This is a genomic window from Halomonas sp. SpR8 (assembly GCF_031010195.1).
In the GTDB taxonomy this organism is placed as follows: Bacteria; Pseudomonadota; Gammaproteobacteria; order Pseudomonadales; family Halomonadaceae; genus Vreelandella.
Genome location: NZ_JAUAMC010000009.1, coordinates 82,969 through 94,610, shown reverse-complemented (window position 1 = coordinate 94,610; position 11,642 = coordinate 82,969). Strand labels below are relative to the sequence as shown.

General features: G+C 54.0%; 10 protein-coding genes. 3 read left to right on the top strand and 7 right to left on the bottom strand.

The window, feature by feature from the left end:
- Positions 1-52 precede the first annotated feature (52 nt).
- Together QT230_RS17215 and QT230_RS17210 are read right to left on the bottom strand one after the other, a co-directional pair.
- Positions 53-1,063: a DctP family TRAP transporter solute-binding subunit gene (locus tag QT230_RS17215; RefSeq protein ID WP_308323367.1), complete on the bottom strand. Its 1,011-nt coding sequence runs from the start codon at positions 1,061-1,063 to the stop codon at positions 53-55.
- A 121-nt stretch (positions 1,064-1,184) separates the two neighbouring features.
- Entirely contained in the window at positions 1,185-2,183 is a 999-nt protein-coding gene (locus QT230_RS17210) for a LacI family DNA-binding transcriptional regulator (RefSeq protein WP_308323364.1), read from the bottom strand.
- Between the two features lie 306 nt (positions 2,184-2,489).
- Between QT230_RS17210 and QT230_RS17205 the strand changes: the two genes are divergently transcribed.
- From QT230_RS17205 to QT230_RS17195, 3 genes are all read left to right on the top strand, one after another.
- On the top strand, positions 2,490-3,668 hold the full coding sequence (locus QT230_RS17205) for a Gfo/Idh/MocA family oxidoreductase (RefSeq protein WP_308323362.1): 1,179 nt from the start codon (positions 2,490-2,492) through the stop codon (positions 3,666-3,668).
- A 2-nt stretch (positions 3,669-3,670) separates the two neighbouring features.
- Positions 3,671-4,747, top strand: coding sequence for a sugar phosphate isomerase/epimerase family protein (locus QT230_RS17200; RefSeq protein WP_308323361.1), 1,077 nt, complete (start codon positions 3,671-3,673; stop codon positions 4,745-4,747).
- An 82-nt stretch (positions 4,748-4,829) separates the two neighbouring features.
- Entirely contained in the window at positions 4,830-6,056 is a 1,227-nt protein-coding gene (locus tag QT230_RS17195; RefSeq protein WP_308323360.1) for a nucleoside permease, read from the top strand.
- Positions 6,057-6,143: 87 nt separating this feature from the next.
- On the opposite strand, the gene QT230_RS17190 is transcribed toward QT230_RS17195, so the two are convergent.
- The 5 genes from QT230_RS17190 to QT230_RS17170 all read right to left on the bottom strand — a co-directional run bounded on the left by QT230_RS17190 (position 6,144) and on the right by QT230_RS17170 (position 11,610).
- The gene (locus tag QT230_RS17190) at positions 6,144-6,914 is read right to left on the bottom strand and encodes a DUF1080 domain-containing protein (protein ID WP_308323358.1); all 771 of its coding nucleotides are present in this window, start codon (positions 6,912-6,914) and stop codon (positions 6,144-6,146) included.
- 37 nt (positions 6,915-6,951) lie between these two features.
- Positions 6,952-8,112, bottom strand: a complete 1,161-nt coding sequence (locus QT230_RS17185; RefSeq protein ID WP_308323356.1) for a carbohydrate porin — start codon at positions 8,110-8,112, stop codon at positions 6,952-6,954.
- Positions 8,113-8,332: 220 nt separating this feature from the next.
- Entirely contained in the window at positions 8,333-8,989 is a 657-nt protein-coding gene (locus tag QT230_RS17180) for a gluconate 2-dehydrogenase subunit 3 family protein (RefSeq protein ID WP_308323354.1), read from the bottom strand.
- The gene (locus QT230_RS17175) at positions 8,986-10,674 is read right to left on the bottom strand and encodes a GMC family oxidoreductase (protein ID WP_308323353.1); all 1,689 of its coding nucleotides are present in this window, start codon (positions 10,672-10,674) and stop codon (positions 8,986-8,988) included. Before QT230_RS17175 ends, QT230_RS17180 begins: the two co-directional genes overlap by 4 nt.
- Positions 10,675-10,710: 36 nt before the next feature.
- Positions 10,711-11,610 carry a TIM barrel protein gene (locus tag QT230_RS17170; protein ID WP_308323352.1) on the bottom strand — a complete coding sequence of 300 codons (900 nt, stop codon included), beginning with the start codon at positions 11,608-11,610 and terminating at the stop codon, positions 10,711-10,713.
- Between the last annotated feature and the right edge of the window lie 32 nt (positions 11,611-11,642).

Genomic DNA, 11,642 nt, shown 5'->3' with positions numbered 1-11,642 from the left:
AGCAAAAAAACTCCCAGCCCTATAAGGCCGGGAGTGACAACATCAAAGGTAGTTAGCGAGCATCGATGGCAGCTTGCGCGGCCTCGATCACCTCTTCACCAATCCGCGGCGCCCATTTTTCGTAAACGGACTGGGTAGCTTCAACAAAGGCTTGGTACTGCTCATCGGTCAACTCAGTGACGGTCACGCCGCGCTCTTGAATAGCCGCTAGACGCTCACTCTCCTCTTCCCGGGTCATGGCAATTTCCCACTCTCCGGCTTCTACAGCAGTTTCGCGCAGCATGGTTTGCTGCTCTTCGCTTAATGTTTGCCAGACCTGCTGATTGACCGCAAAAATCAGCGGGTCATTCATGTAGTTCCAGAGCGTTAAGTGTTCCTGACCGACCTGATCGATGCGCGCCACATCAAACACCGAAAGAGGGTTTTCCTGACCGTCTACCGCACCGGTGGTCAGCGCGGGCTGGGCATCCGTCCAACTCATTTGCGTCGGGTCAGCACCCAGTGCCGAGAAGGTATCCTGAAACAACGGCGAGCCGACAACGCGGATTTTTAGGCCGTCCAAGTCATCCGGCTGACTAATCGGCCCACGAGAGTTAGAGACCTGGCGAAAGCCATTTTCACCCCACGCCAGCGGAATAACGCCGCGGGATTCGATGGCTTCAAACACCAGTTCACCCGCTTCCCCACCGGTGACCGCATCCACCGCGACTTCGTCGGGAATGAAGAAAGGTAAAGAGAACAGGTTAAGTTCCGGCACCTGGGGCGACCAGTTGATGGTCGAACCCACCGCGGCGTCGATCAACCCGGAGCGCATAGCGGAAAATTCACGGGTCTGGTCGCCGGAAACCAGTTGAGAGTTGGGGTAAACCCGCAGCGTGAGTTCACCGCCGCTGCGCTCTTCCACCAGTTCGGCCCACTTCTCCGCCGCCTGCCCCCAGGGGAAAGCGTCAGACAGAACGGTAGAAACCGAGAGTTCGCGTGCCTGGGCAGAAAGGGAGGCAGTCAGCAGTGCCGCACCGGCCAAGCCAGCGGTGATGTGAGCTATTGAGCGTGTCAGCGTCATGGTAGATCCTTTTTTAGCTATTTTTATGATGTGCGTTGGGTAGTATGCGTGGATAGTAGCTGTGAGGCTTTTTGATAAAGCCTCACTTATTGTATGCACTTAGCGCACGAAAGAAAGACGCCTAAAGTTGGCACGGTGCAGTACTCGCCCTGGTTAGCAGGGTGTAAGGCATCACCAGATTTTCGACCTTTTGGCCCTCCAGCACGTCAATCAACATCGCGACGGCTTCTCGCCCAAACGCTTCCGCCGGTTGAGCAATGGTGGTCAATGGCGGATCGGTGTAAGAAGCGAACGCTATATCGTCAAAACCTGCCACCGAAATATCCTTCGGAACGCTTAGTCCCGATTCTTTGATACGACTCATTGCGCCTATCGCCATCTCATCACTTTCACAGAAAATGGCAGTGGGTCGCTCTGTTAACGCGATAAGCGTTTCAGCCGCCTGATAACCCGCAAGAGGGGTGAAATCGCCAGGGCACAACAAGCGCTCATCCAAGGCAATACCCGCCGCGCTCAACGCATCCTGATACCCCAATTGGCGGTCGCGGGTTAACGGGCTGCGCCGTGGGCCCTTTATCATGCCTATTCGCCGATGCCCCAAGGCGATCAAGTGCTCGGTGACCTCACGCGCCGCCGCGCGGTTATCCAGTTTGACGGTAGGACATGGCGCGTCGTCCAGCACCTCACAGGCATTGATCATGGGCAATGCCGCCCCGGCGGGAAAGGCATTGTCAGAAAACGGATTGAAAGCGCGTAACTGAACCACACCATCCGCCTGGCGTGTACTCACTAAGCTGGCGTATTGAGTTTCCATCGCCTCATTGCCAAGCGTATTGCAAAGCAGTACGCCATAGCCACGCTCTTGGGCAGCTTCCTGAATGCCGCTGATGACCCGCGCGAAGAAAGTGTTGGCAATGGTAGGCACCAAAACCACCAGGTTATAAGTGCGTTGAGAACGAAACTGCACCGCCATCAAGTTAGGCTTATAGCCCGCTTGATCAACCGCCTTGAGCACTTTTTCACGGGTCACGGGTGAGACGATATCCGGCGACTTCAACGCCCTCGACACTGTCGCTACCGACACCCCCGCCAACTCGGCGACCTTACGTATATTGGTCATGGACTCTCTTAACGTTATTTAATCGCCGTTGGCAGATGATTGCGCGGCACTATTTATCTCAGCTTAACGCATCCCAGCGTTAAACTCAGCGCGCTATTTAACGACACTTTTTCAACACCGATAGACCTTTGTCGCATTGACGCTCACAGCATGACGGCCTAATTTCAACCTTAATGTAACCGGTTACATTGCTTTTTAAGAACGGTTTTACGAACAGCTTTAATAACGGTTTTAACAACCCTGTTAAGAACAGTTTCAACAACCGCGCATATAAACAAACGTAATATTTAAAACAGGAGCCTACCTATGCCGCGACCCGAGCAATCACGTACCCGCATCGGCATGATCGGCGGCGGGCAAGGGGCCTTTATAGGCCAGGTTCACCGCTTAGCCGCACGCCTTGACGACGCCTGCGAGCTAGTGTGTGGGGCCTTTAGCCGTTCAGCGGATAACAACCAACTGACCGGCGAAGCGTGCCACCTACCCGACGAGCGTATTTACGCCGACTGGCAGCAGCTACTGGCTAGTGAGCAGCAACTTCCCGCAGAAGAGCGCATGCAGCTATTGGTGATCGCAACGCCTAATCACCTTCACGTGCCCATCGCCGAGGCGGCGATGCAGGCAGGCTTTCACGTCTTCTGCGAAAAGCCTGCAGGGGTGTCATTACGCGAAGCCCAGCGCTTAGCAGAAAGCTGGCAAGCCAGCGGCTGTCTCTATGGTCTGGCGCATACCTACTTAGGCTACCCCATGGTCTGGCAAGCCAAGGAAATGGTCAGCGCTGGGCAAATAGGTAGAGTCCGCAAAATTCATGTTGAGTACCCCCAGGGCTGGCTAGGTGAACGTTTAGAACAGCAGGGTAATAAACAGGCCGCCTGGCGCACCGACCCTGCGCTCGCTGGTATCAGTGGTTGCATGGCCGATATTGGCACTCACGCCTTTGGCCTTGCCGAGTTTATCTCCGGGCATCGGATTAGCGAGCTGTGTGCCTCCCTTGCCAGCCACGCCGAAGGCCGCCAGTTGGACGATGATGGCGATGTACTGATGCGCACCGACCAAGGCGCCAGCGGCACCCTGGTGGCCAGCCAGGTCTGCAGCGGTGAAGAGAACGCGCTCAAAATACGCATCTACGGCGACAAAGGAGCACTGGAGTGGCACCAGATGGAACCCAACACCCTGTTCTACCGCCCACTTCAAGCCCCCATGCGCACGCTCCGTGCGGGCATCGACCAACCCGACCTTTTACCCAGCGCAATGCAGCGCCTGCGCCTACCCGGCGGCCACCCCGAAGGCTATCTGGAAGCACTCGGCAACCTCTACCGCGACTTTGCCCAGGCGATTTATCAGGGCCACCAAGGCGACGTTGAGGGTGTTCCCGGCATGGCCTCCGGGCTACGCGGTATGGCGTTTATCGAAGCCGTCACCACCAGCGCCCAAAGCGAACAGAAATGGACGCCGCTGCCCGCCACTGAACTGCCTGGAGCTTAATCATGCCAAACACCCATCAAGGCATCCGCGGGCCGGCCATTTTCCTGGCCCAATTTATCGACGACGAAGCGCCTTTCGATAGCCTCGACGGCATCGCCCGCTGGGCGGCTGAACAGGGTTATCAAGCCATTCAGCTACCTACAACGGATGATCGTTTTATCGACTTACGCCGGGCCGCTGAAAGCCAGACTTACTGCGATGAGCTAAACGCCCGCTGCGAAAAGGCCGGCGTTGTGATCAGCGAACTCTCTACCCACTTACAGGGGCAATTGGTCGCCGTCCATCCCTCTTGCGACGACTTATTCGATGATTTCGCCCCCGCCGAATTGCACGGCAACCCTCAAGCGCGCACCGAGTGGGCCATCGAACAGCTAACCCTAGCGGCTAAAGCGAGCCAACGGCTGGGCCTAAACGCCCACGGGACGTTTTCCGGCGCACTGCTGTGGCCCTTTGTTTACCCCTGGCCCCAACGTCCTGAGGGGCTAGTCGAAGAAGGCTTCAGCGAACTGGCCCGGCGATGGCGGCCCATTCTGGACGCCTTTGACAAAGCTGGCGTTGACCTGTGCTTTGAAATCCACCCCGGCGAAGACCTGCACGACGGCGCCTCTTTCGAGCGCTTTCTGGCCGCGGTGAACCACCATCCACGGGCGAAAATTCTTTTTGATCCCAGCCACTTACTGCTCCAGCAGTTGGATTATCTCGATTTTATCGACCGCTATCACGCGCGTATTGGCATGTTCCACGTTAAAGACGCCGAATTTAACCCCAATGGCCGCAGCGGGGTTTATGGCGGTTACCAGGGCTGGGTAGAACGCCCCGGCCGCTTCCGTTCATTAGGCGATGGGCAGGTGGATTTCAGCGGGATTTTTAGTCGGCTAACCCAGTACGGGTTCGATGGCTGGGCAGTGCTTGAGTGGGAGTGTTGTATTAAGGACGCCGCACAAGGCGCTGCAGAAGGAGCGGCTTTTATCGAGGCGCACCTAATTCAACCTGCCGGTCGCGCCTTTGACGACTTTGCCGGTGTTGCTGCCAGCCCTTCTCGCAACCGACGAATTCTCGGTCTTCCTCCACACCGCTAATTGATTGTTTTAAATCAAGACAGCAATCACGACCACAGTAGCAACCACAACCACAACCACAACCACAACAAAGGATCACGTCATGGCTATGATACGCACACGACTCAGTATCATGATGTTTTTACAGTTCTTTATCTGGGGCGGCTGGTTTGTCACCCTGGGCACTTTCCTGGCCAACAACCTCAGCGCCAGCGGTGGCCAAATTGGCATGGCTTTCTCTACCCAATCATGGGGCGCCATCATCGCTCCCTTTATTATCGGCTTGATCGCTGACCGATATTTTAATGCTGAACGCATTCTCGCGGTGCTGCACTTAGCAGGCGCAGCGCTAATGTACGGCCTCTATACGGCCAGCGATTTCAGCACCTTTTACCCGCTGGTGCTGATGTACATGATTGTCTATATGCCTACCCTGGCGCTGGTGAACTCGGTCTCCTTCCGCCAAATGAGCGACCCTGGCCAGGAGTTTGCCAAAATCCGCGTATGGGGAACCATTGGCTGGATAATCGCCGGCCTGGGTATCAGCTACTTATTCGCCTGGGACTCATCCCAAGGCATTGCTGATGGCATGCTGCGTAACACCTTCCTGATGTGCGCTATCGCCTCTTTAGCCCTTGGCCTGTACAGCTTTAGCCTGCCCGCGACACCGCCTAAAGCAGACGGCCCGGTGGGTTTAAAAGAAGTGTTAGGGCTCGATGCGCTGGCGCTGCTGAAAGATCGCAACTACGCCATCTTCTTTATTGCCTCTATCTTGATCTGCATTCCGTTGGCGTTTTATTACCAAAACGCTAACCCCTTTCTGGCCGAGATCGGCGTTACCAACCCTACCGGCAAAATGACCTTGGGCCAGGTATCGGAAGTGTTGTTTATGCTGCTGCTACCGGTATTTATTCATCGCTTTGGTATCAAGAAAACCTTGTTGATCGGCATGCTCGCCTGGGCGCTGCGCTATGCCCTGTTTGCGTTCGGTAACGCCGACGAGATGGTGTTTATGCTCCTGATCGGCATTGCCCTGCATGGGGTCTGCTACGACTTCTTCTTTGTGACCGGGCAGATTTACACCGATGCCCGTGCAGGTGAAAAATTCAAAAGCTCTGCCCAAGGCATGATCACACTGGCCACTTACGGGGTAGGCATGCTAATAGGCTTCTGGGTCGCTGGTCAGATTACCGACCACTTCTCCACCAACGGCGCCCACGACTGGCAGGGCATCTGGATGTTCCCAGCGGCATTTGCTGTCGCGGTGCTGGTGCTGTTCTTCCTCACCTTTAAAGACGATAAAAGTGTAACGGCTAAGCCTGAACTATAAGGGTATAAAGTATGAAAAAAGCCCAGCCTGACGATGCTTTATAGCATCAGCAGGCTGGGCTTTTAAGCGATGGAGTAAAACGCCCTCCTACAGCTCCCTCACCCATATATTGCGAAAGCTAACGGCGGCATCGTGATCCTGCAGATAAATGGGCGCGCAGCCGTGGCCTTCATCGTAGTTGGGTTCGCCGATCCACTCGGTAGTGCCTTGTACTTCGGCATGGTGCTGAACTACTACACCGTTATGCAGCACGGTGATATAGGCAGAGCTTTCAAGAGCTCCCTCATCATCAAAGCGTGGCGCGGTATAGAGAATGTTATAGCTCTGCCACTCCCCCGGCGGGCGTGATGCGTTGACCAGCGGAATATGCTGTTTGTAGATGGATGCCGCCTGACCGTTGGGATACGTCGGGTTGTCGTAGGAGTCCAACACCTGGATTTCATACCGCTCTTGTAGAAATATGCCACTATTGCCGCGATCCTGCCCCTCCATGCCTTCGATATCCGACGGCGCTCGCCACTCCAGGTAGAGCTGCACATCACAGAAATCCTGACGCGTGCGGATGCCTCCCGCGCCACGGCTCACCGTCATGGCGCCCTCTTCCACGTGCCACTCGGCTGGGCCGCCCTCTGCGCCTTCCCAGGCGTCTAGGTTAGTGCCATCGAATAGCACGACTGCATCAGAGGGAGCGCCAGTCTCTGGCACCGAAACGGTAGCAGGCACTGGCTCCCATACTTCTGTTTTGGCAGCCTGCTCTTGAGGACTCAGTTCATCTTCAATTGAGCCTTCATTTGCCATTAAAGGGACTGCTATCAGTCCACTACAAGCCGTAAAAATTAGTTGTGTGGTTAAACGCATGGTGATTTTCCTTATAAGTCAAAAATAATCAAACATTTCAGAACAGATATTTAAAACGCATCCTTCCACCATAACGATCCGCATCATCTAGATTATCAATTTGGTGATGATCAATACGGCCAAAGTAGGCGCCAAGGTAGATACTTAAATCTTCAATATTCAGCACATCCGCGAAGTGATAAGAGGTATACAAAGTATCGATGTCATAGCGTCCAGGCGTGCTAAAAACCACCTCTTCTCCGTTAATCGGTTTAACATCGTCAATTTCATTACGTGCATGTATATAGCCAACGCCAAAACCTCGCCATAACGCGTTAAAGCCCAGGGTTAGATTTGTCTCTTCATAAGCGTCCAAATACGCTAGATTGGTATTCAATTGCCAGTCGCCTTGGTTATAAGAGAGCCGTGTCCCATAGCCTGTACGGTTACTAATATCGGCGCCACGTTCATCGACAACGGCATCATTTACCAGATTGGCTTCAAGCCCTGCTGCCAGTGTCCAAGGTCCTGGAGACCAAGCAATAACCGGGCGCACAATAAAGGAGTCCTTAACTTCCCCATCAGGATCAATGCGATAGCCATGATAAGTATCGGTATCAAACAGGTCTGTACGGTCTCCAAAGAGAGTGGACACTTCACCGTAAAGATTACCGCTGCGTTTGCTAACCATTACTTGACCAGAGTCGCCTCCTCTTCCGCGTCCCTCCTTAGCTTGATAAACATAACCTTGGCCATCGCGGTAGAGGCTATCTGAAGTATCTCCACTGAAACCAACAAATACATCTTGTCCTAACGGGAACAGATCGAAAGCTTCGAAGCGACCAATCTTAATTTCAAGGTTTTGGGAGCTACCGATTGCTAACCATGCATCATCGACACCAAAGTCACCGTTAGTCTGAATCAGTGGCTGTACTTTAAATCGCGCATAGTTGTTAGTAGGACTGCGGCGTTCACCACTGACATCGAGTAATATACGACCGGTTTGATCAAATTCATCACCACGATCAATATCACCCTCAAAAAAAATAGGGTTTTCACCTGAATGGGTATTCTGAGCATTAATATCTAGCTCAACATCCCCTCCAAAAGTGAGCTTTTGCGATTCATCTTCATAAACAATTTGGGCCATACTCGAAGTACTACTAAAAGCCGTAGCACTGACAACAAGAAAGCCTCTAAGAGAGAGCCTTTGATACATTACGCCTTACTCCTTTTATTGTTGTTACTACAATTATATTTATTCAATTAGCCAGGGTTATCCCTTCGAGTAGTCGCAACAACGCACCCAGCTTTACAGTTTTCGTCTATAAGCTAAGTCGATGGAGGTATCGAAGGGATAGCTGCAGCCTAAACGCGGTGCCAACGTCGACCGCCAACAATAGGCGATAAATCATTTGGCACCACTGTTTTCATAATGACTAGGTTGCCCAGGCAGGCTCGCCGTTGTAAGGCGCACAGCCATCGTAGCGGCCTGGCACCGCTTCGTAGCGCAAGACTTCCGTCGCGCCGACTTCAGAAGTGAAGAAGCCGAACAGCGTTAGCTGCTTCATCATGGTGAAGTAGTGCGGCAGTGTTTCCTCGCGATCTGCTTGCTCCGGGGATGCTTGGGCCTCAGCCGTTTGGTTTTGAGCGGTCTGGGTTTCCGCCGCCAGTGCTTCGGCGGAGGTTGGCTGTTTGCGGGCCTGTTGCTCGGCGTGCGCCATCGCTTCACGGTCCAATTCGGTTACCAGTTCTAAACGCTGTTGATTACTTAACGCCATAAAGTCGCGCTCATAAGCTGCTCGGCTGCGCGCCTCAAGCTGCGCTAAACCAAAATAGAACACTTCTCTTTCCGAGGGTGCATAGCAGTCACTGACGAACGTCGCTATGAACTCCCCAACGCCTGCATCCTTAGCGCCAGGGGTATCAGTTCTAGGCAGAATAGTTTCGGCCAGTTCGTCCAGTCGCTGCACATCTTGGTTGCTCAGTGGATGGTCTGATTGTCTAGTATCACTAAAAGCAAACAGCGATTTACCGCCGATCATCGCCGTCCCGGTAGTCAGCGCGATCATTTTGAGTAACTCACGACGATTCATGACAGGTTCCCCCGCTTAAGCTCTTCCACGGCATAATCCACCGCCCGAGCGGTAAGTGCCATGTAGGTCAAAGATGGATTCACGCAAGAGGATGACGTCATGCAGGCACCATCCGTCACGAAAACATTGGGGGCATCCCACACCTGGTTGTGGCTATTGAGCACGGACGTTTTCGGGTCGCGGCCCATCCGTGCAGTGCCCATTTCATGGATGCCCATGCCCGGCGCGTAATCGCCTACTTCGCCTTTGACGTTTTTCACGCCAGCGGCTTCAAGCAGATCAACCGCATCCTGAACCATGTCTCGACGCATATCGCGCTCGTTTTGCTTGAGCTCAACATCAATCGACAGCACCGGTAGCCCCCACTTATCGCGAACGCTGTAATCCAGAGAGATACGGTTATCGTGGTCGGGCAGCATTTCGCCGAAGCCCGTCATGCCGATCGTCCAACCCCCTGGCTGGGTGAGTGCTTGCTTTAAATCCGCGCCGATATTGAGCTCGGCAATCTCGCGATCCCAGCCCTGGCGGCTCGCCGCGCCTTGATAACCAAACCCCCGCACGTAGCTCCGCTGCTCATCGCCTACATTGCGAAAACGCGGGATGTAAAAGCCTGCGGGGCGACGTCCAAAATAGTATTTATCCAGATAGCCTTCCACTTCGCCGCTGGCTCCGCAGCGAAAGTGGTGATCCATGACGTTGTGGCCCAGTTCTCCGCTACTACTGCCCAAGCCGCCTTCCCAGACATCGGTGGCGGAGTTCATCAGAATCCAGGTGGTATTGAAGGTCGAGGCGTTAAGAAATACGACGTCAGCCGTGTACTCGTGGACTTCATGAGTTTCGGCATCAATCACCTCAACGCCCCGTGCCCGTTGGCGGTCTTTGTCGTATAGCACCTGGCTGACAATCGAGAAAGGCCGCAGGGTTAGATTGCCGGTGGCTACCGCCGCAGGCAGCGTGGCGGACTGGGTGCTGAAATAGGCGCCATAGGGGCAACCCAGCCAACACTTATTGCGGTATTGGCAGTTGACGCGATTCTGCTCCGGTTTTGGCTGAGTAATATTGGCCACCCGGCTGTGGATAAGATGACGCTCTCCTCCAAAGGCCTCTTTAATACGCTTGGCGGCATCTTTTTCCACACAGTTAAGCGGTATCGGCGGTAGGAACTCGCCATCGGGAAGAATATCCAGCCCTTCCTGGGTCCCCGCAATACCGGCAAAGCGCTCCACATAGTCGTACCACGGAGCAATATCTTCGTAGCGAATCGGCCAATCAATGGCAATGCCTTCACGCTGATTGGCCTCAAAATCCATTGGGCTTAACCGGTAGCTTTGCCGCCCCCACAGCAGTGAGCGCCCGCCTACGTGGTAACCGCGAAACCAGTCAAAGCGCTTCTCTTCTACATAGGGATTGGCCTGTTCGTCCGCCCACATGCCCATGGTGGCTTCATTGAGGGGATAGTCGCGCCTGAGCACCGGGTGCTTGGCGATCATTTCCTGGGTTGGCTCATTGCGGTGAGGATAATCCCACGCCTCTTTATTGGCATTGTGGTAATCCTTCACGTGCTCAATATTGCGCCCACGCTCAAGCAGTAATACTTTTAAGCCTTTCTCGGTGAGTTCTTTAGCAGCCCAACCGCCGCTAATACCTGAACCAACCACGATGGCATCGTAGTGATTATCTGGCATGGTCATCTTCCTTACTGTGTTGTTATTGAAATCGAATCACACATCGCAGAGCTGAATAGCCGCCCGCAGTGACTCTATTTTTGCCTGTTGACTAGTCCGGTCAGGGAGAAATTCTTGGGCGAGATAGCCCTTAAAGCCGGTATCTCGAATAGCGCGACAAATCGCGGGATAGTTGAGCTCTTGGGTGGCGTCTATTTCATGCCGCCCCGGCACACCGGCCGTATGGTAATGGCCGAAAAACGGATGGTTTTCGCGAATAGTGCGAATGACATCCCCTTCACTAATCTGCATGTGGTAGATGTCGTATAGCAGTTTGAAGTTGGGTGAATCGAGGCGGCGGCAAAGCTCAATGCCCCAGGCAGAGTTATCGCAAAGGTAATCGGGGTGGTCGATTTTGCTGTTGAACAGCTCCATTTGCAGCACCACGCCCTTTGACTCCGCATGGGCGATCACCTGCTTTAAACCCTCTTCAGCATTGTCTAGACCTTGCTCGGGGCTCATGCCCCGGGCATTACCGCTAAAGCAGATTAAGTTGGTGTAACCCGCTTGGCTGACCAGATCGATATGGTTGCGATAGCGCTCAATCAGCTCTGCATGAAAGCGAGCATCTCCCCAACCATCCTCAAGACTCAGCTCGGCGCCATTACACATGGAGGAGTCGAGCCCATAGCGCTGAAGTACAGGCCACTCCTGCGGGCCGACCAGATCAATCGCCTTAATGCCTAACTCATTTGAAAGTTGGCACAGCGCTTCCAAGGACAGAAAGTCGAATGTCCAGCGGGCGACAGAATGGTGGATATTGCCCTTTAAAGCCCGCGGTTCAGGCGTGTCGTCAGCTAGGGCTTTAGACCCAAGATGCGGTAGTGCAGCCAGACCGATAGCACCTGTAACGGAGTGGCGCAGCAGGCTGCGCCGATCAATAAGGTAGCGCTTCATAAAGCATCCTCGCGTTTGTCATCTAAATGAGA

Bases quoted from the DNA above. Each gene is read 5' to 3' on its own strand.
- QT230_RS17205 (WP_308323362.1), top strand. From the start codon at position 2,490: ATGCCGCGACCCGAGCAATCACGTACCCGCATCGGCATGATCGGCGGC.
- QT230_RS17200 (WP_308323361.1), top strand. From the start codon at position 3,671: ATGCCAAACACCCATCAAGGCATCCGCGGGCCGGCCATTTTCCTGGCC.
- QT230_RS17215 (WP_308323367.1), bottom strand. From the start codon at position 1,063: ATGACGCTGACACGCTCAATAGCTCACATCACCGCTGGCTTGGCCGGT.
- QT230_RS17190 (WP_308323358.1), bottom strand. From the start codon at position 6,914: ATGCGTTTAACCACACAACTAATTTTTACGGCTTGTAGTGGACTGATA.
- QT230_RS17185 (WP_308323356.1), bottom strand. From the start codon at position 8,112: ATGTATCAAAGGCTCTCTCTTAGAGGCTTTCTTGTTGTCAGTGCTACG.
- QT230_RS17210 (WP_308323364.1), bottom strand. From the start codon at position 2,183: ATGACCAATATACGTAAGGTCGCCGAGTTGGCGGGGGTGTCGGTAGCG.
- QT230_RS17195 (WP_308323360.1), top strand. From the start codon at position 4,830: ATGGCTATGATACGCACACGACTCAGTATCATGATGTTTTTACAGTTC.
- QT230_RS17180 (WP_308323354.1), bottom strand. From the start codon at position 8,989: ATGAATCGTCGTGAGTTACTCAAAATGATCGCGCTGACTACCGGGACG.
- QT230_RS17170 (WP_308323352.1), bottom strand. From the start codon at position 11,610: ATGAAGCGCTACCTTATTGATCGGCGCAGCCTGCTGCGCCACTCCGTT.
- QT230_RS17175 (WP_308323353.1), bottom strand. From the start codon at position 10,674: ATGCCAGATAATCACTACGATGCCATCGTGGTTGGTTCAGGTATTAGC.